Source organism: Brenneria nigrifluens DSM 30175 = ATCC 13028 (genome assembly GCF_005484965.1).
In the GTDB taxonomy this organism is placed as follows: Bacteria; Pseudomonadota; Gammaproteobacteria; order Enterobacterales; family Enterobacteriaceae; genus Brenneria; species Brenneria nigrifluens.
Window position 1 is genome coordinate 40,309 of sequence record NZ_CP034036.1, and the last position, 22,857, is coordinate 63,165.

Consider the following 22,857-nt stretch of genomic DNA (forward strand, 5'->3'; position numbering starts at 1 on the left):
TTATACATAAATCTGAATTTTATTTACAATATACTGACATATATTGCCTGACTGTGGTGATTTCTTTGGGTAATGAATTTCAACTGACGTTTAATGCTGCTGGTCATCAACTTACCAATATTAATATCTGGTCATGTGATGGAAATTGGTTGATCTATGATGTTCGTCCTTATGGATCTTCATTCACTGGCTTGACTATTGAGCGGGTCAACGTCCATACCCGGGAAAGCGAGGTTATTTATCGGGCCAGGGATGGAGCGAAGGTGGGCGTCGCCACCTGTAGCCCGGTGGAGCCGCTACGCTATGCGTTTATCCATGGGCCGGAAAATCCGGACGACCGCTGGCAATATGATTTCCATCACCGGCGCGGGGTGATTGTCAGCGACAGCCGGCGCGACCGCGCGACGACGCTGGATGCTTTCTCCATTACGCCGCCCTACCAGGCGGGGGCGCTGCGCGGTGGTTCGCACGTTCATGTGTTCAGCCCGGACGCCAGCCGACTAAGTTTTACCTATAACGATCATGTGCTGCATGAGTCCCAGCCCTCGCTGGATTTACGCAATGTGGGGGTGGGGGTGCCGCTACGGTCGGTGTCCGTCGCCAAACGGCATGCGCGCGAGTATGACGGCAGCCACTATTGCGTGCTGGTCAGCCGCACCACGCCGCATCCCCGGCCCGGCAGCGACGATATTAACCGCGCTTATGAAGAGGGCTGGGTGGGCGCGGCCGGGTATCGGCGGCGTGACGGCGCGCGGCAACGCTGGGCGCTGGCTTTTATTGGCGATACGCTCTCGTCCGCCGGCGAGAAAGTGCCGGAAGCGTTTATTGTCGATCTGCCGGAACGGCTGGCCGATTACGCGCGGGAGGGCGACGCGCCGCTGGCGGGCACGCCGACCGCCATGCCCGCGCCTCCCTTTGGCGTACGGCAGCGCCGGTTGACGTTTACCCATCATCGTCGTTATCCCGGGCTGGTGAGTCAGCCCCGTCACTGGTTGCGTACATCGCCGGACGGCAGCGAGATTGCCTTTCTGATGAAAGACGACGCGGGCGTGGTGCAACTGTGGACCGTCTCCCCCAACGGCGGCGAGCCCCGGCAGGTTACCCGCGCTGAATACGGCGTGCAGTCCGCGTTTAACTGGCACCCGCAGGGCGGTTCGCTGGCGTTTGTCGCCGATAACAGCATTATGCTGTGCGATGCCGCCAGCGGGGAGTTGGTGCGCCTGACCGCCCGCACCGAGCGGGCGCCCAGCGCCGATGCGGTGGTATTTTCACCGGACGGCCGGCGTATCGCCTATATGCGTGAAATCGACGGGTTCAATCAGATCTTTATCGTGGCGGCGGACGCGCTCACTCCTCGCCGCTCTGCGCCAGCTCGGCAAGGGTGATCGGTTTCAGGGGAAAGCGGGCGCGCTGGTAGCCCACCTCCGCCATCGCGCTTCCCTGGGCGTCGGCCAGCAGCCGTGCCGCGTTCTGCCCGCACATCCGCCCCTGACAGGGGCCCATGCCGCAACGGGTAAACGCCTTAAGCTGGTTGGCGCCGCCGCAGCCTATTTTGGCCGCCGCGCGGATCTCGCCGGCGCTGACCTGCTCGCAGCGGCAAATCGTCACGCTGTCCTCCGGCTGGTAAGCGGCCGCCGGCACCGGGTAGAGGGCGGCGAGAAACGGCCGGATCGCCAGCTGGTTGCGCAGCGTCGCCAACAAAGGGCCCGCCGTTTTATCCCGCTCCTGAAGAGTGATGACGCCCGCTGCGCGCAGTATGTCCAGCGCGGCGATATGTCCGCTCAGTTCGGAGGTCTCCGCGCCGACGATGCCGCCGGCGTCGCCGGCGATGTACACCCCCGGCAGGCTGGCGCGCCGCCACTCATCCAGTTCCGGAAACCAGTACTGCTGCCGATTATCCCACTGCAGGCGACAACCCAGCGCATTGGCCAGTTGGACGGCGGGCGTGACGCCAATATGCGTCAGCACCGCAGGGGTCGCCAGCCGGCGCGTTTTCCCGCGCCGGGTGAAGCGCACGGCGCTGACCTGCTTGTCGCCTTCAATCGCCAGATTATCGACGCCGGAAAAATAGGGAATGCCGGCGCGTTTTATTTCCCGCAGCAAGCGCCAGCCTTTATACAGATAGCCGGGCGTGTGGCGCAGCGCAGCGGGCAGCAGCGGTAGCGCGTTGAGATAGTGGCGCGGCGCGGTGGTGTCCAGAATGGCCTGAATCCGCCCTCCGGCGCGTATCACCTGGGCGGCGAACAGCAACAGCAGCGGGCCGTTGCCCACCAGCACGCTGGGCGACGGCGGCAGCAATCCGGCGGATTTCATCAGCAACTGCGCCGCGCCCACGGTCATGGCGCCCGGCAGCGTCCAGCCCGGCATCGGAAAGGTGCGCTCCTGCGCGCCGACGGCCAGCAAAATAAAGCGCGCCTGAATCTGATGATTGCGGGTGACGGCGCCTTTTTCCAGCAGGAACGCCTGTTTTTCCGGCGTAATTTGCCAGACCAGCGTATTGGGTAGATAGCGAATATTCGGGGAGGAGGCCGCGGCGGCCAGCCGGCGGCCGGCGGCGTACTCCGCGCCGAAAATCGCCTCCGCGTTGCCGACGGGCGAGCGGGTGACGTTACGGTAAATTTGTCCGCCGGGCAGGGGGTTTTCATCCGCCAGCCAGACGGAAAGCCCGGCCTGGCTGGCTTCCTGCGCCGCTTTCAACCCCGCGGGGCCGGCGCCGACGATCAGCAGGTCAACGACGTTGCCTGGCGCGTCATGGTGGGCGTTGTCGCGGCCGTTCATTGCACCGCCCTTGCGCCGTGCGTAAACGCGATGCGCATACCGGCGCGTACCTGCGTCATGCAGGCCTGAACGTGCGGCACGTCGTCCACCGTGACCCGGCATTCGAAACAGCTGCCCATCATACAGAAAGGACCGCGCGGCTGGTCGTCAATGGCGGTGGTGCGGCAGGCGGTAAAGCCGTTGGCCAGCAGCGCCGCGGCGATGGTCCAGTCCGGGCAGGCCAGCAGGGCGTTGCCGTTAACCCAGATGGTGACCGAGCGGGGGTTAGCCGACGGCAAGGGGTGAAAGTGCAAATCGCTGGACATTGAATGCCTCAAAAAGATGATCAAGTTTCCCGCCGAGGATCCACCCCGGCAGGATAGTGCTGTGCAACGCGGCCAGCGTGACGCCGCTGTGGCAGGTGACGGCAAACGCGCCGGGATGGCTGGCGGAGGTATCGTAAACCGGCAGGCCGTCGGGCGTCATAATACGCAGCGCCCCCCAGGTGCGGACGATGCGCGCGTCGGCCAGCGCCGGAAAGGCCGTCAGCGCCCGCCGCGCCATACCGCGCAGGATCTCCGGCCGGGTGTCGTTGTTCAGCCCCACATGTTCATGGGAGTCGCCGATCATTACCGTGCCTTCCTGGGTCTGGCGCAGCATATTGCTGGGATAGTCAATCAGCGGCGCCAGGCGTTCGGTGACCATCACCTGTCCGCGCACCGGTTCTATCGGGATGGTTAATCCCACCTGCGCCCCCAGCCGGGTATTCTCCAGCCCGGCGGCCAGCACCACCCGCGCGGCGCGTAAGTCGCCGCGCGAGGTGTGAAGGATAAAGCCGGCGGCATCGCGCTGGATCTCGCTGACCGGCGCGGCCGGGAAATAGCGTCCGCCCGCCTGTACAAACGCCTGCGACAAGGCGCGCAGCGTCAGCAGCGGGTTGGCGTGGCCGTCATGGGGCGAATAGATGGCGCCGGCCACCTGCGGCGCAATGGCCGGGACGCGCCGGCGCAAGGTCGCCGCGTTCCAGACCTGATAGCTGAAGCGCGGGCTGCCCTGCTGTAACTGCCGCATGGCCCGTTCGGCCTGCGCCAGCGCATCAGGGGTAAGACAAATGTTTAAACCGCCGGGACGGCGAAAACCGCAGTCGATGCCGGTTTTCGTTTGCAGACCCTGGGCGAAATCCTGCCATTGCGCGGAGGCAAGGCGGGACAATTCATTATACGGCGGGCAGGTCAATCCTTTACCCTGCACCCAGACCAGTCCGAAATTGCCGCGCGACGCCCGGAAGTCGCCGTCGCCGCCGTCGCAAACGGCCACGCTGATCTTTTTCTGGCTCAGGCCGTAGGCGATGGCGTGACCCACAATGCCGCCGCCGATAACCACAACGTCATAGCGCTGATTCATAGCTGACCGTTATTCCTGTGGCGAGCGGCGGATAGTCCGCTCGCCCGGTATGATCACAGGCACCATTTTTCACCGCCGTCGTAGCGGCGGGGCCGTAGCGCCGCCTGAAACCAGTTCACCAATGTTACGGTATCGAATACCGGCAGGCCGAGATGCGCATGCAACGAGGCGCTAAACGGCGCCAGGTTGGTGCATTCCAGCACCAGCGCGCCGCTATCGGGAAAGCGCGCCAGCGCCTGCTCGGCGGCGCGCAACACCTCGCGCTCCAAAACCGCGTAGGGCACGCCGTCATCCCCCGAACGGATGGAACGGACGAATTCCGAGTCCGGCGGCATGCCGGCGACGGCGGCCTGCGGATCGATACCGACCCTGGCCAGATAATCGCCCCGCAGCGTGCTGTCGTCAAACGTCAGAATCAACGGCTGCTTGCCCGCGGGCAATAATCGCTGTACCAGCGGGTATTGCAGCAGGCTGCTGGTGACGAGCGGCACCGGCGACCAGGCGGCCAGCTCCTGTTGGTAATAGGAGAGATAGCCGCAGCTGGTGGTCAAGCCGTCAACGCCCTCGTCAATCAGCGATTGGGCGGCGCGTTTAAACGGCTCCAGCAGATCGTGCTGCTGGAGGTGCCCCATCCGCTGGGGAATGGCTTCTTCCACCACGCGGTAGCGTACCGGAAAGGACCAGGTATCCGCATTGCCGATATCGCCGAGGTAACGGCGGAAATGCGTTTTTACCATCAGGATCCCCACGGTGGCCGGGGCGGCGCTGCTATGACGGGTATGATGACTCATTGTAATCTCTCTGGTGCGGGTATCAGTGCGGCGATGCGCCGATCAGCGATTCCAGTATCTGCTGCAAAATCTGCTGCGAGGTGGCGAAGTTGAGCCTGACGAACGCTTCTCCGCCCGGGATAAAGTTTTCTCCGCCGCTGAGCGCCAGCCTGGCGTGTTGCAGATAGTGGCTGCCCGCCGGCGCGGGTAGCGATAGCGCGCCGAGGTCGAGCCAGGCGAAATAGGTGGCCTGCGGCGCGTGGACCCGTACCGCGGGAAGCGCCTGCCGCAGGGTGGTAACCACCTGTTCGCGGCGTTCAAACAGGTAGTGACGCAGCCCGGTCAGCCAGGGTTGTCCGCGATCCCAGGCCGCCATGGTGGCGTCGATGCCGACGCCGGAAGGGTAGCCCAGCGTTTTGGCGGGGATCTGCCGGGTGAAGCGCTGTTTAAGCGCGCCGTCGCCAAAGTACATCAGGCCGCAGCGTAGTCCGGCGATATTAAAGCTTTTGCTGGCGGAGTTAAGGGTCACGGTGCGGGCCGCCAGCGCCGGGCGCAGCGAACCGAACGGAATATGCCGCCGGCCCGGCAACACCAGGTCGGCGTGGATTTCATCGGCGATCACCAGCAGATTATAGGCTTCCGCCAGGGCCGCCAGCTTTTCCAGCTCATCGCGGCGCAGGGCGCGCCCCGTGGGGTTATGCGGATTGCACAGCAGCAGAATGCGCGTGTCGGCGTCGATCTGCCGTTCCAGATGGGCGAAATCGATTTCGTAACCCTGCCCGTTATCCACCAGCGGGCTGGCCTGCAGGCGGCGGCCGGTTTCCTCGACGGCCTGATAAAAGGGCGGGTAGGTCGGCGTCTGCAACAGTATGCCGTCGCCGGGCCGGCTGAACGCCTGTATCAGCAGGTAAACCGCCTGCACCAGTTCATTCACCGCCAGGACGTTTTCCGCATCGGTTTCCCAGGCGAAATCCCGCTGCGTATAGCGGCTGAAAGCGCGGGCCAGCGCATGTTCGGCACGGCCGCGCTGCCGGTAGGGATATCCCGTATCCTGATCCTGATACCAGTGGCGCAGCACATCGGTAATGGCCGGGGCCGGAGCGAAATCCATTTCCGCCACCCAGGCGGGCAGAACGTCGAGCGCGTAGTGTTGCCATTTCATGCTCTGCCGGCGGCGCAGGGCGTCGAGCGACAGGATATTCTGCTCGGCGAATTGCTGAGCCAGGCGCGAGTCGAACGGCGCGCTCATCTCAGCGGGCGTCCAGATAGGCTTCGGTATTGGGCTTAACGCCAAGCGCGCTATTCAGGCGGTTGCTGTAATTGAAATAGCTGGCGATGGCGGCGGCGTCGAGAATATCGCGTTCGCTCAGCCCCGCCTGGCGTAATGCATCCAGATGGGCGGGTTCGATATCCTGCGGAGCCTGGGTGATTTGCCGGGCATAATCGGCCAATGCCCGTTCGCGGACGGTGAGCGGCGCATGGCGATAGTTGACCTCGACCTGGCCGACCCATACCGGGTCGCCGCTGATTTGGCGTAACGTCGCGGAATGGGCGAATACGCAGGGCGCGCAGCGATTCTCCACGCTGACCACCACCGCGATCAATTCCCTTTCCCGCGGCGTCAGCCCGCTCTCTTGCGGTTGATTCAACGCTCTGCTGAGCGCATCCTGCGCAATCAGCAGGGGGGGATTATGTGCCAGAATCAGCTGGGTGTTGCGGCGATGACCGACGTTGGCCGCCGTGCGCTCGATAATTTCCAGGACTTCGCCCGTTAACGGTGCTTCCGCCAGTTTAAGCCATGAAAGAGAAACCGGTTTTTTGTTGCCGGGCTTGCTCATGGGAAATTCCTTCTGTTTTTTGACGTTGACAAGCCAGCAGGCGTTGGCTAAGTTGCTGTCAAATTAACAAATATATATTTTATATTGTATAAACTTTATCAGCTATCCATTCCCATTTATTGCATATGCGGCGTGGCTTTTCCGGCGGCGGTCAACGGCGTCGGGAGACTGGAATGCTGGTCGCATTGAGGGCGCTATGGCACAGATAAATGACTCACAGCGGGATGGCGCAGTCACGCTTCCTGCGACAACCGTGGACCGTCGTCCGCTTACCGATCAGGTGGCGGACTATGTGCGGGATCTGATTATTCAGGACATTCTGAAACCGGGGGATCCCATCAATGTGCAATCGATTTGCGAAACCCTGCAAATCTCCCAAACGCCGCTGCGCGAGGCCCTGAAAATGCTCGCCGCCCAGCGTTTGGTGGATATGAAGCCCAACAAGCGGGTGGTGGTGGCGTCGCTCGATGGGCGGGAAGTGGAAAACATGCTGGTGGTGTACACCGAAATGGAAAAACTGGCGGGACGGCTGGCGGCGCAGCACGCCACGACGGCCGATATCAAGGTGCTGCAACAGCATGAGCAGGCGCTGATGGCGGCGTTCGAGGCCGGCGAATCGCTGCGCTATTTCCACGCCAATCAGGCCTTTCATCTGGCGCTGGTGCGCGCTTCGCACAATGAGGCGCTGGTGGAAGTGCACGCCAATCTTAATGCCCGTCTTTACCGCACCCGCTTTAAAGGCAACCAGCTAAACCATCGCCGCGGCGACTGGCAGGTGGTGGCCGAAGAGCACGGCGAGATCCTGCGGGCGATTATCGAGCAGGACGGCGAACGCTGCGCGGCGCTGTTGTCGCAGCATCTCAACGGCGCCCGTTTCTCGCTGCGCGAATAGCCGGTTTTAATCCTGCCCGGATCGGCCCTGTTCCCTAAGCCGATCCGGGCGGCGTTTCTCAGCGTTTCGGCTCCACCCACACGCCGGACAGATTCCCTTCGATACCGTCGGCCGTCAGCGAGTGATCGTGCACGCGCGGGTTGTAAATGGTGATGAACAGCGGCGACAGCAGGTTGATATCCGGCGCGTCGCGCATGACGATGTGCTGAAATTGCTTAAATTGGGCGACGCGCGTCGCCGGGTCGTTTTCGGTCTGCGCCGCTTCCAGCAGTCTGTCCACCTCCGGGTTATGGTAGTGAGAGGCATTGGAGAAAGGCAGCCCGATGCGGAAGTTTTTCGACCAGTAAAGCCGCTGCACGCCTACCGTCGGGTCGTACAGGTTGGCGAACATGTTGATCGACAATGAGAAATCACGATCGGTATATACCCGTTTGGTATGGGTTGAAATATCCGCCGAGCGCAATGTCGCCGCCACGCCGATTTTCGCCAATGACGAGCGGGTAAAGTCGGCGATGCGACGGAAAGCGTCGTCATAGGTGTTGTAGTCGAGGGTAATGCGGAAACGCACGCCGTCCGCCCCGCGCGGGTAACCCGCTTCATCCAGCAGGCGATTGGCCTCGTCGATATCGAACGGATAAGGCGACGGCGCCGGATCGTGGAAGGTTTTCAGTCCCGGCGCGATAGGGGACGCGGTGACCACGCCATGACCGAAATAGGCCACCCGCAGCAGGGCGTCGCGATCTATCGCGTGTGAAAACGCCTGCCGTACCTTGAGCTCCTTAAAGTGTGGGTCGTCCAGATTGAATTGCAGCGCCGCCACGCTGTAAGAGTAGTTGTTCCCTTTGGTTTCAAAGCCCAGCTTGCCTGCTTCTTTCAGCCGTTTGATATCGCTCAGCGCCACCGGAGTACGGTAGGCGATATCGGCTTCGCCCGTTTCCAGCGCCACCGAACGCACCACCGCATCCGGCGAGAATTTGACAATCAGCTGGTCGATATAGGGTTTCGGGTTATCCCAGTAGTTTGGATTCCGTTTGTAGACGATATGGCTGCCGCGCACCCATTCGCTGAACACGTACGGACCGGTACCGACGGGGGCGTTGTTATTGGCGCTTTTCAGCGCATCGGCGCCCGCTTTGTCATAAAGATGTTTGGGAATGATGGGGGTTTCCCCGGCGGCGAACGCCCTGAGCAAATAGGGCGCCGGATGGGAAAGCTCGAATACCGCGGTTAGCGGATCGGGGGTTTTGATGTCCGCGACGTTGGCGAAGGTGCTGCTGGCGCGCGGATGCACTTTTTTCAGTAGCTGGATGGAGTAAGCGACGTCCGCCGAGGTGAAATCCTGGCCGTCATGCCACTTCACCCCTTCGCGCAAATGAAAGGTGTACCTTTTTCCGTCGGGACTGATCTCCCAGGAGGTGGCCAGCTGCGGCAGCGGGTTGAGATCGTAGTCATAGGTCAGCAATCCTTCGCTGACTTTGCCGCTGACGGCGATCGCCGGCTGCGCCACCGTGGCCAACGACACCAGCGTGGACGGTTCGCTGGATAATATCAGCGTGAGCGTACCGCCCCGTTGCGGCGTTGTTGCCGCTGCCGCCTGAAAATGCGCCGTCGCCAGGCTTAAAGCCAGCAACGTGTATCGTCCCCAGAGAGACATCCGATTGAACCATGACATAAAACCCCCTGATAAATATCGTTCTGTCCCTTGGCATCATGGCGTTGCGGCCTGGCAGGCGGGCAATGCCGGTTGCGTTGGGTATCGTTGTCGTTGGTGTGTTTACGAACAGGATTCAACCTAACAAATATATATTTTATATTGTATAAACTTTATGGGATAAGGATTCTCATAAACCGCAAATGGATGCCGGCCTCGCGGCGACGGCCGGCAAGAAGCCGCTTATCAGTGTGGAACGCTATAGCCTAAACGTGTGGATTTGATGGATGATTGGACGTGCATTATGTGAATGGAGGTTAGCCAGATCTATAGTAGAAACAGTGATAATCTATTCCTGTTATTGATTCACTCGGCTAATTTATTGGCTTTACTATGACTGGAGTCGGCAATGATAGTAAGAACATGGCATGGATGTGTGCCACAGAAGCACGCAGAAGGCTTCGCAACTCATCTTCAGTTAACGGGAGTCAAGCATTCGCAAGGCATCAAAGGTAATCAGGGGGCGTTTGTTAAACGGGTCACACAAGGACAGTGGGAGCATTTTTTCCTTGCAACTTACTGGACTGATATTGATGCAGTTAAAGCTTTTGCTGGTGAGGATTATCATATCGCCGTTACCTACCCTGAAGATGATAAATTTTGCCTTTTGTCTGATCCTTACGTTTTTCAGCATGACGTTCAGGCTATACAGCAGTTGTAAATATAAGTGAGTATCGCCTAATGCTGCAATGGTGGGCTGATTTTCTGGATGCTAACCGTGAAGGGATGGTTAGGCCGTTTGAGTTTGCGCAGAAGGGATAACGCATCAAATTGCCGGAAGCATAAATAGAGAAACCTGTTAGCCGCTGCGTGATCTGAGCCTATTTGACTTTTTACCCAAAACAGAGTAATAAAAGGTATTACTTTTTATTACCTAGAATGACACTGTGGGGTTAACATGGCAGTCTCCGTAAAACTTGATACCCAACTTGAGGAAAGGCTTGCACGCTTGGCGGCTAAGCGCAAGAGAACAAAACACTATCTGATGAAGCAAGCTATTGTTTCCTATGTTGATACAGAAGAACAGAAAGAACATTTACGCCAGCAGGCACAGTCTTCCTATGCAAATTACCTCAACACAGGCAATCATTTAACGGGTAAAGAAGTCGTTGATTTTCTGCGGAGTGGCAAAAGCGGGGATCTTCCTGAATGCCACAAGTGATCGTTACGGAAAAGGCTCGGCAAGGTATTAATCGCTGTCTGGCCTTCCTCGAAAATAATTCCGCAGGCTACGTCATTAACGATGTTAAAAACGCCATCGCTGACAGTCTGGACAACCTTGAAAAAGGGCTGGGTACTGGTTTCATCTCTGATGAAGAAGAGGAAGATGATTTTTTATACGAAGTGATTATACCTTATGGTGATTCGGGCTATGAATACTGTTATTTCATTGATGCTCTGGGACGCTATATTGCAGTCGGTTTTAAGCACCAAAAGGAAAATGATTATTACTGAATCCCAACCGTTAAAACATGATCCTACCCAGCATATATGGACACGCAACTAAGTGAGTAAACTCATTACCAGAAGAGGTCCACATGACAAAATCAGTATCAATCAGCAAGAAGCTGCGTAAACAGCACACACCCAAACTTTGACAGGGAATAACTTAAAATTGATTGGTTTATCAATATCTTATGGTAATTTCCCCATTTTTAACGGGGGTCAATAAGTAGAGTTATGCAGCACGTAACACATGCTGCTTTGGGGTATATCCGCCCAACGCCATATTCGGCCTTTCGTGATTATAAAACCACTGCCATTCTGTTGCGTATCGTTGTAATTCGTCCAGTGATGAAAATATATATATGGCCCTAGCCAGTCATAACGTAAGCGTTAACCGAGCGCCGTGTTGACGCTGTTCAGGCAGGTAGAGCCACGTTCCACGGCAGAATAGCGTCCACTAAATTTGGTGGACACTATCCTGTCAGATATTTCGAGTTCGGAAAGGCGGCACTGGCTTGACGCTTACGTCATAACGCGGCGGTTCACGTCTTCCAGCTCTTTCAGGCGGGTCATAAGGGAGGCATCCATTCCGCCAACAAGGGAGGAGAATAGGCTTAAAGCTGATTGTGGGGCGCGGTGGCGCTCTGCGAAATGACGGTTTGGTTCTGCTGTTCGCTGTGTGATATGCGATCGTGCGTTGAGACGGCGTTTTTATCCCGGCCGGCACGGTAGTAGTCATAGGGCAATAACAGGGTATCCGCCACGGCGGAAAAGGGCAGATCGATGACCGCCAGCGGCATCATCACCCAACTGGTGTCGTCGTCGCGTAACATATCCATACTGGCGCGCGTACCGGGATAGTAGCCCTGATTGGCTCCGGTGTGCGTCATTACGCTGGAACAACCGCTGATGGCCGTCACCACGATGCCGGTGATGATGAAAGAAAATAAAGCACTTTTCAGTATGGTCATACTTTCCATCCATTAGGGTGAACGCACCTCGACCCATTTTATATCTCATGGCGCCGGATAAGCGCAATTCCGTTGTTTACGCTGCGGTATGCTTTATATCGCACAATTTAAGTGTATGTGATAACACGCGTTTCATCGGTGAATTTTGCGTGAAAAGCGCTAATTTTTCTTTCCGGCCTATTGAAAGTCTGCGCGGTGCTACCATATTGATGATAAGCCTGGGGAAAAAGATATGCCGTAAGGGTATCGATCCGGGCCGTGGACCTGTCCCACGGGAAGGTTAATGTGAATACCTCGCTGAATCCTTAGGAGGCTGTTTTATGCGTAACCCTGACTTTTCACCCCTTTATCGCTCCGCTATCGGTTTTGATCGCCTGTTCAATCTGCTGGAAACCGGCCAGAGCCAAAGCAACGGCGGCTACCCCCCGTATAACGTCGAGCTGGTGGACGAGAACCAATACCGTATCGCCATCGCCGTCGCCGGTTTCTCCGAACAGGAACTGGATATTACCGCGCACGATAACCTGTTGATCGTAAAAGGGGCGCACGTCGGTGAGCCGGCTGCCCGCAACTATTTATATCAGGGTATCGCCGAGCGTAATTTTGAGCGCAAGTTCCAGTTGGCCGAACATATTCAGATTAAAGGCGCCAATCTGGAAAACGGTTTGTTGTATATCGATCTGCAGCGCATCGTGCCGGAAACCATGAAGCCGCGCCGCATCGAAATTAAATAACCGGTATCAGCGTCCGCGGTGATTCATTACCCGAGTAATGCAAGAGCCGGATTAACCTATCACACCTCGTCCGCCGCATGGGGACGAACCCGGAGGCGTTGCCGCCGCCGGGAGAGATTGTCTCGCTTCACAGAAGGAGTAAACAGTATGCGTAACTATGATTTATCACCACTACTGCGTCAGTGGATCGGTTTCGACAAATTAGCCAGTTCGATGCAGGGGAGCCAGGAATCTATCGAGTTTCCTCCCTATAATATCGAGAAAAAAGACGATAACCACTATCGCATCACGCTGGCGTTGGCGGGTTTCCAGCAAAGCGAACTGGATATTGAAGTAGAGGGTCCGCGCCTGACGGTGAAAGGCACCCCGACGCCGTCGGACAGAAAAGTGGAATATCTGCATCAGGGGCTGGTGTTCAAGCCGTTTTCCCTGAGCTTTACGCTGGCGGAACATCTGCATGTCTCTGCGGCGCAGTTTGAACATGGGTTGCTGCATATCGATCTGGTGCGCGAAGTGCCGGAAGCGTTGCAGCCGCAGCGGATTGCCATTGGCAATAGTAGCCGTCCGGCGTTAGACCAGCCGTCCGTTGAAGATAAGTCGTAATTTCCGCTTGAACGACCCCCTCCCAGCCTCCCCCTTCGCAGGGGGAGGAGCTAAACACCCTCCTCTGCGAAGGGTTGGGGTAGGCCACAAAGGTTTGCCCGCAACCTCAAACGTTCCCGGAAGTTTTTTGTGGCGGGCTATCCCTGCCCGCCACCCTGACGGGCCAACGCTTTGCGTTGTTGAAAAACGCTCCCGACGTTTTTCTCTCCCGGAAGTTTTTTGTGCTGCCCGCCACGTTTCCTGCCTTGCCGTTCTGCCAGAATCAATAACAGTAAATGCTTATGCGCAATCGAATAGCCTGTTTTTACTTTTTTCTCAAAAAGATACGTCCGTACAAGGATACCGGGTATGAGTGATATCGCGCTAACCGTTAGTATGCTGGCGCTGGTGGCGGTTCTGGGATTATGGATCGGCAACTGGCGGATTTACGGCGTAGGGTTAGGGATCGGCGGGGTCTTGTTTGGCGGGATCATCGTCGGGCATTTCGCCCAGCGCTATCAGTTCGAGCTGAATAGCGACATGCTGCATTTTATTCAGGAATTCGGGTTAATTCTGTTTGTTTATACCATCGGCATTCAGGTCGGGCCGGGTTTTTTCTCTTCGCTGCGGGTTTCCGGTCTGCGCCTCAACGGCTTTGCGATTCTGACGGTCCTCCTCGGCTGCGTGGCGACCGTTATCATCCATAAGGCTTTCGATGTTCCTTTGCCGATTATTCTGGGGATTTTTTCCGGCGCCGTCACCAACACGCCCTCGCTGGGGGCCGCTCAGCAAATCCTGACCGATCTCGGCTCCGGCGCCACGCTGGTCAATCAGATGGGAATGGGCTACGCCATGGCGTATCCGTTGGGCATCTGCGGCATTTTGCTGGTGATGTGGCTGATGCGCGTGTTGTTCCGCGTGGCGATTGATGCGGAGGCTAAACAGTTTGAGAGCAGCAATGGCACGCATCATGAACCATTGCATACTATGAATGTGTCGGTCAGCAACGCCAACCTGCAAGGGCTGGCGATTCAGGACGTGCCGATTCTGAACCGTGATGCCGTGGTATGCTCCCGCCTGAAGCGCGGCGATGAGCTGATGGTGCCTTCCCCGGCGACCATTATTCAGCTGGGAGACTATTTGCATCTGGTTGGCGCGAAAAGCGATCTGCAACAGGCGCGGCTGGTGATCGGTAATGAAGTGGATACCTCGCTGTCGACCCGCGGTACCGAGTTGCACGTTGAGCGGGTGGTGGTGACCAATGAGAAGGTGCTGGGGCGCAAGATCCGCGAGCTGAATCTGAAGCAAAATTACGATGTAGTGATTTCCCGCCTTAACCGCGCCGGCGTCGAACTGATCGCCGGCAACAATGCCAGCCTGCAATTCGGCGATATTCTCAATCTGGTCGGGCGGAAAACGGCGATTGACGCAGTCGCCGATATTGTGGGGAATGCGCAACAGAAGCTCCAGCAGGTACAAATGCTGCCGGTGTTTATCGGCATCGGCCTCGGAGTATTGCTGGGATCTATCCCGTTGTTTATCCCTGGTTTTCCGGTAGCCTTGCGGCTAGGGCTGGCCGGAGGACCGCTGGTGGTAGCCTTGATTCTGGGGCGTATCGGCGGTATCGGCAAACTCTATTGGTTTATGCCCCCCAGCGCCAACCTCGCCTTGCGAGAGCTGGGTATTGTGCTATTTCTGTCGGTTGTCGGGCTGAAGTCGGGCGGCGATTTTATGGCAACGCTGTTGCATGGCGACGGCATATGGTGGATTGGCTACGGCGCATTAATCACCATTGTTCCGTTGTTGATTGTCGGGGTGCTGGCGCGCACCGTCGGCAAAATGAATTATCTGACGCTGTGCGGGATGTTGTCCGGGTCAATGACGGATCCTCCGGCGCTGGCGTTCGCCAATGGGCTGCACCCCACCAGCGGCGCGGCGGCGTTGTCTTATGCCACGGTGTATCCGTTGGCGATGTTTCTGCGCATTATATCGCCGCAGCTGCTGGCGGTGCTGTTTTGGACGATGTGAAACCTTTCCTTAATTATTTTTATGGCGGGCGTCCTGCCCGCCACCTTTCAGGCCGTCGCAAGCGACGTTGAAAAACGCTCCCGGCGTTTTTTTATGGCGATGAATAGCAAGGGAAATCGACATAAAAATATATTCATTATTGTCGGCGTGGTAATTTTATTATCCTTGTAAATACTAAGGTTTTATATTTTATTTACCGAAAATCGACCAGGTTAATTTTATGTTCTTTAATTGTTGTGTGATATTGGTTTTAAGATAGAATAATCTTTCAATGAAATTAATAGCATGATAATTAACTTAATAAACCGCTTTGGTAACTAAAGTAACCCTGATTGCACGGTGCTTTATAATACTATATTTCCATTAGTTACTTGATTTTATAGGGCGAGAAAACTCCCTGACCCCTTTTTCTCGCCTTTTTTTCTGCTGATGTTTCCTGTTGCGCTAGTTAATGCCGTATTAACCTGCAGGGTGATGAAGGAAGAATAACGAAACGCCAACTCCTCCGCTCGGGACATCCGTTGTAACTTAACGAATTCCGTTTTAATAAAGAGTGGTGTAGTTATGTCTGCGAATAGTAGCAGGTTGTTAAAGCTTCTGATTATAGTTTGTATTGCCGGCGGGTTGTGGCTGCTCCCGGTTCCTGCCGGCGTTAAACCCGATGCCTGGCACCTGATGGCGATTTTTATTGCCACGGTGGTCGGCCTGATCCTTTCCCCTTACCCTTTGGGCGCGATGGCGATGTTCAGCCTGACGTCGGTCGCCATACTGGGGTTATTATCGATTAAAGAAGTACTGACCGGTTTCAGCGATCCGACTATCTGGATGATCGCCTGCGCCTTCTTTATTTCCCGTGGCTTTATTAAAACCGGTTTTGGCCGGCGTATCGGTTTGCTGTTTATCAGCAAGCTGGGCAACAGCTCGCTGGGGCTGGCTTACGGGCTGGTGTTCACCGACCTGCTGTTTGCCCCGGCCATGCCTTCAACGTCGGCGCGCTGCGGCGGTATTATTACTCCGCTGTTCCGCTCTATTTCCGAAGCTTATGACTCTACGCCGGAAAAGGGCACGCAACGGCGCATCGGCGCCTTTCTGGTACAGTCCATTTTCCAGTGCAACGCCGTGACTTCCGCCATGTTTATGACCTCCATGGCCGGTAACCCGATGGTGGCTAAACTGGCTTCCCAGTTCGGTATTCATATCAGTTGGACCGACTGGGCGCTGGCAACGCTGCTGCCCGGTTTCCTCTCTCTGGCTTTGATCCCCTATCTGATTTACCGCTTCTATCCGCCGGAACTGAAAAAAACGTCGGAAATGCGCGCCATTGCGGTGGAGCGTCTGCGTGAAATGGGGGCGATGAGCCGCAATGAATGGATCGTCCTGGGGGTATTCCTGGGGCTGGTGACGTTCTGGGTGCTGGGGTCGACGCTGAATATCGACGCGACGCTGACGGCGCTGGCTGGTCTGAGCGTGCTGCTGCTGAGCCGGGCGCTGACCTGGGACGACGTGGTCAGTGAAAAAGAAGCCTGGCATACCGTGGTCTGGTTCGCCGTGCTGATGACGCTGGCGGGTCAGTTGAACAAGATGGGCCTGATTGCCTGGCTTGGCGGGCTGGCGGGCGACGCCGTGAGCGGTATGCATTGGTTGCCGATGCTCGGTCTGCTGTTGCTGGTTTACTACTATAGCCACTATCTGATGGCGAGCGCGATTGCCCATATCAGCGCGATGTATGCGATTTTCGTGTCGATTGCCCTGGCGGCGGGCGCGCCTCCGATGTTGACGGTGCTGGTGTTCGGTTTCTTCAGTAATCTGTTTATGTCCACCACCCATTACTCCAGCGGTCCGGCGCCGATTCTTTTCGGCTGCGGTTATATGCCGTTGAGCACCTGGTGGAAGATTGGCTTCCTGGTGGGGCTGGTGGTGATACCGATCTGGCTGGGCGTGGGCGGCATGTGGTGGAAACTGCTCGGTTTCTGGTAAGGCCGCAACGACCCTTATCTTTAACATCGTCCTGATACGGCGCTCTCCGTCACCCGGTGGTGGAGAGCGCTTTGTGTTTACCCGGCACGCGAAAAGCGATGAAACAGTATAAGATAACGGTGTAATGATGGTTATTCCGGAGAGCGGCATGAGTAAGAAAAAAACACCGTTGAAATTGGGAACGTCGGTGTTTCTGATGGTTTCGGCGGTGATTGGCGCTGTGCTGCTGGTGGTATACGCCTTACTGTTTTTCCGCATTAACCAGTTATCGGAAGATAACCTGCGGGAAAAGGCATTCGCCATCGCCCGCACTTTCGCCGCCTCGCCCATGGTCATTGACGAGCTGAAAGGGATTGGCAAACCTGATGTCGTGCAGAAGACGGCGGAAATTATCCGTCAGCGTAATCAGCTGCTTTTCGTTACCGTCACCGATATGGATACCATTCGCCATACCCATCCTGAACCCGAACGAATTGGCGAATATTTTTCGGGCCGCGATATTTATCCCGCCTTGCTGGGGATGGAAAATACCTCCATTAATCGCGGTACGCTCGATCCGGCGCTGCGGGTTTTTGCGCCGGTTTTTGACGGCGATAACCGGCAGGTCGGCGTGGTGGCGTTGGGTATCGCGCTGACCAGTGTGCAAAACGTCATTAACGAGAACCGCTGGATGATCCCCTGGGCTATCCTGGCGGGGGCGCTGGTTGGCTGGCTGGGCACCTTGATTTTAGTGAAAATACTCAAACGAATCATGCTGGGTTTTGAGCCGTTTGAGATCTCCAATCTGTTTGAGCAGCGCAATGCGATGCTCAAACAGATTAAGGAAGGGGTCATCGCGGTCGACCAGCATGCGCGCATCACGGTAATCAATGATGAGGCCAAACGACTATTTCGCCAGGGCTTGCCGGGCGGTGATAAAACGGCCGAAAGCATCAGCGAACAGTGGCTGGAACATCTGCACCTGAAACAGGTGTTGAAAAGCGGCATCCCCCGCCGCGATGAGGAAATCAACGTTAACGGACATCTGTTGCTGACCAACACCATTCCGGTATTTGTTAAGGGCGATATGATCGGCGCCATCGCTACATTTCGTGATAAAACCGAAATCAGCCAGTTACTGCAACGTTTGACCGGGATGTCTTACTATGCGGATGCCCTGCGGGCGCAGTCGCATGAGTTTATGAACAAGCTGCATGTAATACTGGGAATGCTGCACTTAAAGTATTATTCCCAACTGGAAGATTATATTTTAAAAACCGCCAATAACTATCAGGCGGAAATCGGGTCGATTATCCGTAAAGTGAAATCGCCGGTGATCGCCGGTTTTTTGTTGGGTAAAATCAACCGCGCGCGCGATCTCGGCATTACGCTGTCAATCAGCGAAGAGAGCCTGTTGCCGGATACGGAAGACGTTGATGCCACCAATGAGTTGATCACCGTGTTAGGCAACCTGATTGAAAATGCGATGGACGCCATAGACGGGCAGGAAAATTGTGAAATCAGCGTGAGTTTTCACCATCAGGACGGGCGTTTGCACTGTACGGTGGGCGATGACGGTCCGGGCATCGCGCTGGCGGACCAGGAACATATTTATGAGCAGGGTTTTTCCACCAAAGGCAGCGGGCGTGGCATTGGCCTGTATCTGACCAAACAGAGTTTGGAGAAGATCGGCGGAAACATCGATTTTGAGTCGGAACCTGAGGTATATACCCAGTTTTTCGTTAACATTCCTTATCAAGCAAGGTTGTTTGACCATGATTAATGTACTGATTGTTGATGACGATGCCATGGTTGCAGAACTAAATAAATCTTATCTGAATCAGGTATCCGGGTTCAGATGTTATGCAACGGTGCCCACCTTACAGCAGGCAAGAAATCTGCTGATGCAGCCGGATTCGGAAATCGATCTGGTTTTGCTGGATATCTATATGCAGCAGGACAACGGGCTGGATTTGTTGCCCACCATCCGTGAGTTCAGCGAAAAGACCGATGTGATCATTATTTCCTCCGCCAGCGACGTGTATACCATCAAGAAAGCGCTGCACTACGGCGTGGTGGATTACCTGATTAAGCCTTTCCAGTTCTCACGTTTTGAGCAGGCGTTGACGGCTTATCGCGAAGAGACGAATTTACTGAAACACCGTGATTTTGTCGCGCAGTCCGATATTGATAACCTGATCCGTCGCACCAGCAGCAGCCCAGCCGGCGAGCGCAAAAAACTGCCCAAAGGGCTGACCAGCTTAACGCTGCGCACCGTGTGCGAGTGGATTGAAGGAAACCAGGGCGCGGAGTTCTCCACGGAAATGCTGGCCAACGCCATTGGCATCTCCCGGGTGTCATGCCGTAAATACCTGATCTACCTCGCGGATACCGGCATTCTTGCCACTAACATTCTCTATGGTTCTACCGGGCGTCCGGTATATCTCTACCGGCTGCTGCCGGAAAAACAGGATGCGCTGCGGCAGTACTGCGAATAACGTACCGGGTGAGGCGCGTTTCCCCACCCTGTCGCCACGTTTACAACCTGTAGCCGCTCGCCTGCCGCAGCCAGGTTCCGGCGCCCAGTAGGCCGGGATGCGGATGGGTGATCAGGAAAACCGGAATGGCGGCCAGATAATCTTTAAAGCGGCCTTTATCCTCAAAGGCGGCGCGAAAGCCGGATTCAAGGAAAAAATCCAGGAAACGCGGAACAATTCCTCCGGCGATATATACGCCGCCAAACGTTCCCAGCGTTAACGCCAGATTACCGCCAAAACGCCCGAGCAGCACGCAGAACAGCGACAACGCGCGGCGACAGTCCGTGCAGCTGTTTTCCTGCGCTTTTTCAGACACGTCCTTTGGCGTCAGCGCTTGCGGCGTTCTGCCGTCGGCAATGACGATAGCCCGGTACAGATTGACAAGGCCGGAGCCGGACAGAACGCGTTCCGCCGACACATGACCGAATTCGGCGCGCAGTACCGGCAGAATTAATGACTCTTCTTCGCTGTTGGGGGCAAAGTCCACGTGTCCGCCTTCGCCGGGCAAGCTTATCCATTTGCTGTCCACCGGCAGGAGATGGGCAACCCCCAGCCCGGTGCCCGCGCCGTAAACCGCAATCGGTTTATCCGCCAGGGCCAGCGTCCCGCCGAATTGGATCACATCGTTCGCCTTGAGCGCCGGGATGGCCATACTGACGGCGGTAAAGTCATTGATAATATCCAGACGGTCAAAATTCAGGTTGCGGGTCTGTTCCATGATGGAAAAGGCCCAGTGATGGTTGGTCATCGCCACCCAGTCGCTGGCGACGGGGCAGGCAATGGCGATGCAGCCTTGTTTAACGTTCAGCGCGGGGTGGTCGGCCAGAAAAAGCCGGATAACCGTTTCCAGACTGCTGTGATCCGCCACGGCATAATGTCTGTTGCCCGATATTTCACCGCTTTCCAGAGCGCAGAGCGCCAGCCGCGCGTTTGTTCCGCCAACATCGCCCACCAGGGCATATTGATACATAGCGTCTATCTCCGATCGGATTGCAATAGTCTTACCGGGGAAAGGCCCGCTTTCTTCATCAGCTTACCTTTTCCGCCGCTTTGGCTATATATAACCAGAAACAGGGGGGGATGGTCACGGTTTCGGCAGAAAATAAACAGGCCGGTCAGCTTTGCTGACCGGCCTGACTACAGGAGATTGGCGGTTAAATCAGATGATCCAGTTCAGCAGCAGCGTAGCGCCGATCACGGTTGACGCGCCGCCGATACGGGTGGCGATCTGGGCGAAAGGCATCAGCGACATACGGTTGGACGCGGAAAGAATGGCGACGTCGCCGGTTCCGCCCAGCCCGCTATGGCAAGTGGTGACGATGGACGCTTCTATCGGATACATATTCAGGTAAGGCGCGATAAAAAAGCTCACCAGCGCCATGGAAAGCACCACGGAGCCGCACACGATGACATAACCGACGGAAAAGACGGCGACCACGCTTTCCAGCGGGATATACAGCATGCCCAAGCCAATCATCAGCGGCCATACCAGCGAACTGGAGACGAACTTGTAAACACTGTGCGCGCCCGTTTCCATCGTGGCGGGAATAACGCGGCTGTATTTGCAGAGTACGGCGATCAGAATCATCAGCACCGGCCCTGGAATATGCACCAGTTTTTCAAACAGACCGCCGACGATGAAAAATGCGCAGATCATCAGCAAGCCGCCGCCCATCAGGTGGAAATCAACCGGTTTAGGCGCTTCGGTCACGGCAAATATCGCATTGTCCTCATCACTGCGTACCAGGCGGCCTTCGCCGTTCAGGTCTTTGCGACGCAGGCCGAGACGGGACAGGATGCCGGCGCAGAAAATGGCGAAGATGTTGCCGACGACTGCGGCCGGCGCCAGCTGCGCGACGTAGACGTCCGGCGTTTCTCCTAAAATGGCGGAGTAGGCCAGCGACAACGGCAGGATACCTTCTCCGATACCGCCGCCGATAATCGGAACGATGATGAAAAAGAAGGTGTGGTAGAAGCTGTAGCCGCAGAGTTTGCCGACCAGCAGGCCGGTTCCCAAGGCCGTCGCCGTACCCACCACCAGCGGAACGAACATCCGGATCATGCCTTGAATCAGGATTTTCCGGTTCATGCCCAGAATACTGCCGACCACCAGACAGGCGATGACAAAATAGAGGAAATTGGCCTCTTTCATCAGCAGGTGAACGGTTTTCATGGTGTTGTCATTGAATAGATGAAAATAGACCAGAATGGAAGGCACCATCAGACAGAGAATTGCCGGGCCGCCGATATCTTTAAATACCGGGATTTTATGCCCGATATGCGCCAGCAGGAAACCCATGCTCATAATGACGGCAAAGCCGCCGATCATATTTCTCGGTAAGTATCCTGCGTAGGCGGCAATAAAAACAATTGCGGCAATGGCGATAAAAAGAGGGACAGGAACGGATCCGATTTTCTTTTTGAAAATAGCATCTATAAACGACAGAGATGTCGACGTTTCTATAGCAAGATCTTTCTCGCTTAGAATATCAGCTTCAGTTTTTTTCATTGTGTTCACCCTGCTAGGACAGTACGGTACAGGAAAGACCTGTGTTTATTTTCAGAAAGTAAAAAAAATCCATTTTTTTGTTTTCTATCAATATGTAACAAAAAACTAAAAATGGTAGAGGTTATTTAACGCGTATTTTTATTAGTTGGTAATCTAGCATGATGGAATGTTAAAAATAATATGTTATTTCATGATTTGTGAACTTATCAGCAACTCCTTTTTAAGTAACTTATATCATTTTTTTGTAATTAAATAATGCTAGGGGCGATATTGAAAGAGGATTTCGAGGGAGGAAAGCAGGTCTGGCGATGAGCGTAAAATAAAAATAGCACATTATAAAAATAAGTAAATATGCGATATGGGCACTAATGAAAGTATTTTTATCGATAAAAATCTAAATTATTCTCGAATCAGCGAACAAATAATGAGCAGGGATGCTTCATCATTGAAATTATTCATATTACCAACCAAATCTGACTCTGCCAGGCCGCCTGGCGGGAAACGGGGCCGCATAGGTTGAACCCTGCGGCGCAGGCGAGCGATAAAGTTTTTTTATGAAGCGTAGATAGTCTATTGGACACGGGTGAATTTTATACCGCCGCCCATTTATTGGCAGAGTTTTCAGCTACTATTAAGGTCTTTAGCCAAAAAAAGTGCTTATATCTTGGCCGCGCCACAGGGATTTATTATAGTTTTTTTAATGGTGGTAATTTCTTTGTTGG

General features: G+C 55.7%; 21 protein-coding genes and 1 pseudogene. 11 read left to right on the plus strand and 11 right to left on the minus strand.

From position 1 onward, the window contains the following. Positions 1 to 65: 65 nt before the first annotated feature. Positions 66 to 1,385: a YidR family protein gene (locus EH206_RS00175; protein ID WP_009110820.1), complete on the plus strand. Its 1,320-nt coding sequence runs from the start codon at positions 66 to 68 to the stop codon at positions 1,383 to 1,385. Here the strand turns inward: EH206_RS00175 and EH206_RS00180 are convergent. The 6 genes from EH206_RS00180 to EH206_RS00205 are packed head-to-tail and all read right to left on the minus strand — an operon-like array spanning position 1,348 to position 6,769. Further along, the gene (locus tag EH206_RS00180; protein ID WP_009110821.1) at positions 1,348 to 2,778 is read right to left on the minus strand and encodes an FAD/NAD(P)-dependent oxidoreductase; all 1,431 of its coding nucleotides are present in this window, start codon (positions 2,776 to 2,778) and stop codon (positions 1,348 to 1,350) included. The two genes, EH206_RS00175 and EH206_RS00180, sit on opposite strands and share 38 nt — an antisense overlap. After that, positions 2,775 to 3,083 (minus strand): (2Fe-2S)-binding protein, encoded by a 309-nt coding sequence (locus EH206_RS00185; RefSeq protein ID WP_009110822.1) that lies wholly within the window; start codon positions 3,081 to 3,083, stop codon positions 2,775 to 2,777. The genes EH206_RS00180 and EH206_RS00185 overlap by 4 nt, the downstream gene beginning before the upstream one ends. After that, complete coding sequence (locus EH206_RS00190) at positions 3,043 to 4,161, minus strand: NAD(P)/FAD-dependent oxidoreductase (RefSeq protein ID WP_009110823.1); 1,119 nt, start codon at positions 4,159 to 4,161, stop codon at positions 3,043 to 3,045. Before EH206_RS00190 ends, EH206_RS00185 begins: the two co-directional genes overlap by 41 nt. A gap of 53 nt (positions 4,162 to 4,214) precedes the next feature. Then, the gene (locus EH206_RS00195; RefSeq protein ID WP_009110824.1) at positions 4,215 to 4,952 is read right to left on the minus strand and encodes an aspartate/glutamate racemase family protein; all 738 of its coding nucleotides are present in this window, start codon (positions 4,950 to 4,952) and stop codon (positions 4,215 to 4,217) included. A 22-nt stretch (positions 4,953 to 4,974) separates the two neighbouring features. Next, positions 4,975 to 6,180 carry a MalY/PatB family protein gene (locus tag EH206_RS00200; RefSeq protein ID WP_009110825.1) on the minus strand — a complete coding sequence of 402 codons (1,206 nt, stop codon included), beginning with the start codon at positions 6,178 to 6,180 and terminating at the stop codon, positions 4,975 to 4,977. 1 nt (position 6,181) lies between these two features. Further along, on the minus strand, positions 6,182 to 6,769 hold the full coding sequence (locus EH206_RS00205) for a peroxidase-related enzyme (protein WP_009110826.1): 588 nt from the start codon (positions 6,767 to 6,769) through the stop codon (positions 6,182 to 6,184). A gap of 196 nt (positions 6,770 to 6,965) precedes the next feature. On the opposite strand from EH206_RS00205, the gene EH206_RS00210 reads away from it, so the two are divergent. Continuing rightward, entirely contained in the window at positions 6,966 to 7,661 is a 696-nt protein-coding gene (locus EH206_RS00210) for a GntR family transcriptional regulator (RefSeq protein ID WP_009110827.1), read from the plus strand. 58 nt (positions 7,662 to 7,719) lie between these two features. Here EH206_RS00210 and EH206_RS00215 read toward each other — a convergent pair whose 3' ends face one another. After that, positions 7,720 to 9,333 carry an ABC transporter substrate-binding protein gene (locus EH206_RS00215; RefSeq protein ID WP_009110828.1) on the minus strand — a complete coding sequence of 538 codons (1,614 nt, stop codon included), beginning with the start codon at positions 9,331 to 9,333 and terminating at the stop codon, positions 7,720 to 7,722. Positions 9,334 to 9,721: 388 nt separating this feature from the next. Between EH206_RS00215 and EH206_RS00220 the strand changes: the two genes are divergently transcribed. The 3 genes from EH206_RS00220 to EH206_RS00230 all read left to right on the plus strand — a co-directional run bounded on the left by EH206_RS00220 (position 9,722) and on the right by EH206_RS00230 (position 10,827). Beyond that, complete coding sequence (locus tag EH206_RS00220) at positions 9,722 to 10,033, plus strand: hypothetical protein (RefSeq protein ID WP_009110829.1); 312 nt, start codon at positions 9,722 to 9,724, stop codon at positions 10,031 to 10,033. Positions 10,034 to 10,270: 237 nt separating this feature from the next. Next, entirely contained in the window at positions 10,271 to 10,534 is a 264-nt protein-coding gene (locus EH206_RS00225) for a CopG family ribbon-helix-helix protein (protein WP_009110830.1), read from the plus strand. After that, positions 10,522 to 10,827: a hypothetical protein gene (locus tag EH206_RS00230; RefSeq protein WP_009110831.1), complete on the plus strand. Its 306-nt coding sequence runs from the start codon at positions 10,522 to 10,524 to the stop codon at positions 10,825 to 10,827. Before EH206_RS00225 ends, EH206_RS00230 begins: the two co-directional genes overlap by 13 nt. Before the next feature lie 223 nt (positions 10,828 to 11,050). On the opposite strand, the pseudogene EH206_RS00235 reads toward EH206_RS00230, so the two are convergent. Next, positions 11,051 to 11,205: pseudogene (locus EH206_RS00235) on the minus strand (integrase core domain-containing protein); the annotation flags it as partial. Between the two features lie 227 nt (positions 11,206 to 11,432). Next, the gene (locus tag EH206_RS00240; RefSeq protein ID WP_009110832.1) at positions 11,433 to 11,789 is read right to left on the minus strand and encodes a YceK/YidQ family lipoprotein; all 357 of its coding nucleotides are present in this window, start codon (positions 11,787 to 11,789) and stop codon (positions 11,433 to 11,435) included. Between the two features lie 320 nt (positions 11,790 to 12,109). Here EH206_RS00240 and ibpA point away from each other — a divergent pair, with 320 nt between their 5' ends. From ibpA to dcuR, 6 genes are all read left to right on the plus strand, one after another. Beyond that, positions 12,110 to 12,523, plus strand: a complete 414-nt coding sequence (gene ibpA, locus EH206_RS00245; RefSeq protein ID WP_009110833.1) for a small heat shock chaperone IbpA — start codon at positions 12,110 to 12,112, stop codon at positions 12,521 to 12,523. A 147-nt stretch (positions 12,524 to 12,670) separates the two neighbouring features. Beyond that, complete coding sequence (gene ibpB / locus EH206_RS00250; RefSeq protein WP_009110834.1) at positions 12,671 to 13,126, plus strand: small heat shock chaperone IbpB; 456 nt, start codon at positions 12,671 to 12,673, stop codon at positions 13,124 to 13,126. 348 nt (positions 13,127 to 13,474) lie between these two features. Then, entirely contained in the window at positions 13,475 to 15,133 is a 1,659-nt protein-coding gene (locus EH206_RS00260; RefSeq protein WP_136163955.1) for a putative transporter, read from the plus strand. Positions 15,134 to 15,697: 564 nt separating this feature from the next. Next, positions 15,698 to 17,110, plus strand: a complete 1,413-nt coding sequence (locus EH206_RS00265; protein WP_009110836.1) for an anion permease — start codon at positions 15,698 to 15,700, stop codon at positions 17,108 to 17,110. A 148-nt stretch (positions 17,111 to 17,258) separates the two neighbouring features. Further along, positions 17,259 to 18,872, plus strand: coding sequence for a sensor histidine kinase (locus EH206_RS00270; protein WP_009110837.1), 1,614 nt, complete (start codon positions 17,259 to 17,261; stop codon positions 18,870 to 18,872). Further along, entirely contained in the window at positions 18,865 to 19,587 is a 723-nt protein-coding gene (dcuR, locus tag EH206_RS00275) for a two-component system response regulator DcuR (RefSeq protein WP_009110838.1), read from the plus strand. Before EH206_RS00270 ends, dcuR begins: the two co-directional genes overlap by 8 nt. Before the next feature lie 40 nt (positions 19,588 to 19,627). Here the strand turns inward: dcuR and glk are convergent, their stop codons facing one another. Further along, complete coding sequence (gene glk / locus EH206_RS00280; RefSeq protein WP_009110839.1) at positions 19,628 to 20,596, minus strand: glucokinase; 969 nt, start codon at positions 20,594 to 20,596, stop codon at positions 19,628 to 19,630. Positions 20,597 to 20,785: 189 nt separating this feature from the next. Beyond that, on the minus strand, positions 20,786 to 22,135 hold the full coding sequence (locus EH206_RS00285) for a 2-hydroxycarboxylate transporter family protein (RefSeq protein WP_009110840.1): 1,350 nt from the start codon (positions 22,133 to 22,135) through the stop codon (positions 20,786 to 20,788). Positions 22,136 to 22,857: the final 722 nt, after the last annotated feature.

Bases quoted from the DNA above. Each gene is read 5' to 3' on its own strand.
- EH206_RS00180 (WP_009110821.1), bottom strand. From the start codon at position 2,778: ATGAACGGCCGCGACAACGCCCACCATGACGCGCCAGGCAACGTCGTT.
- EH206_RS00185 (WP_009110822.1), bottom strand. From the start codon at position 3,083: ATGTCCAGCGATTTGCACTTTCACCCCTTGCCGTCGGCTAACCCCCGC.
- EH206_RS00190 (WP_009110823.1), bottom strand. From the start codon at position 4,161: ATGAATCAGCGCTATGACGTTGTGGTTATCGGCGGCGGCATTGTGGGT.
- EH206_RS00195 (WP_009110824.1), bottom strand. From the start codon at position 4,952: ATGAGTCATCATACCCGTCATAGCAGCGCCGCCCCGGCCACCGTGGGG.
- EH206_RS00200 (WP_009110825.1), bottom strand. From the start codon at position 6,180: ATGAGCGCGCCGTTCGACTCGCGCCTGGCTCAGCAATTCGCCGAGCAG.
- EH206_RS00205 (WP_009110826.1), bottom strand. From the start codon at position 6,769: ATGAGCAAGCCCGGCAACAAAAAACCGGTTTCTCTTTCATGGCTTAAA.
- EH206_RS00210 (WP_009110827.1), top strand. From the start codon at position 6,966: ATGGCACAGATAAATGACTCACAGCGGGATGGCGCAGTCACGCTTCCT.
- EH206_RS00215 (WP_009110828.1), bottom strand. From the start codon at position 9,333: ATGTCATGGTTCAATCGGATGTCTCTCTGGGGACGATACACGTTGCTG.
- EH206_RS00220 (WP_009110829.1), top strand. From the start codon at position 9,722: ATGATAGTAAGAACATGGCATGGATGTGTGCCACAGAAGCACGCAGAA.
- EH206_RS00225 (WP_009110830.1), top strand. From the start codon at position 10,271: ATGGCAGTCTCCGTAAAACTTGATACCCAACTTGAGGAAAGGCTTGCA.
- EH206_RS00230 (WP_009110831.1), top strand. From the start codon at position 10,522: ATGCCACAAGTGATCGTTACGGAAAAGGCTCGGCAAGGTATTAATCGC.
- EH206_RS00240 (WP_009110832.1), bottom strand. From the start codon at position 11,789: ATGACCATACTGAAAAGTGCTTTATTTTCTTTCATCATCACCGGCATC.
- ibpA (WP_009110833.1), top strand. From the start codon at position 12,110: ATGCGTAACCCTGACTTTTCACCCCTTTATCGCTCCGCTATCGGTTTT.
- ibpB (WP_009110834.1), top strand. From the start codon at position 12,671: ATGCGTAACTATGATTTATCACCACTACTGCGTCAGTGGATCGGTTTC.
- EH206_RS00260 (WP_136163955.1), top strand. From the start codon at position 13,475: ATGAGTGATATCGCGCTAACCGTTAGTATGCTGGCGCTGGTGGCGGTT.
- EH206_RS00265 (WP_009110836.1), top strand. From the start codon at position 15,698: ATGTCTGCGAATAGTAGCAGGTTGTTAAAGCTTCTGATTATAGTTTGT.
- EH206_RS00270 (WP_009110837.1), top strand. From the start codon at position 17,259: ATGAGTAAGAAAAAAACACCGTTGAAATTGGGAACGTCGGTGTTTCTG.
- dcuR (WP_009110838.1), top strand. From the start codon at position 18,865: ATGATTAATGTACTGATTGTTGATGACGATGCCATGGTTGCAGAACTA.
- glk (WP_009110839.1), bottom strand. From the start codon at position 20,596: ATGTATCAATATGCCCTGGTGGGCGATGTTGGCGGAACAAACGCGCGG.
- EH206_RS00285 (WP_009110840.1), bottom strand. From the start codon at position 22,135: ATGAAAAAAACTGAAGCTGATATTCTAAGCGAGAAAGATCTTGCTATA.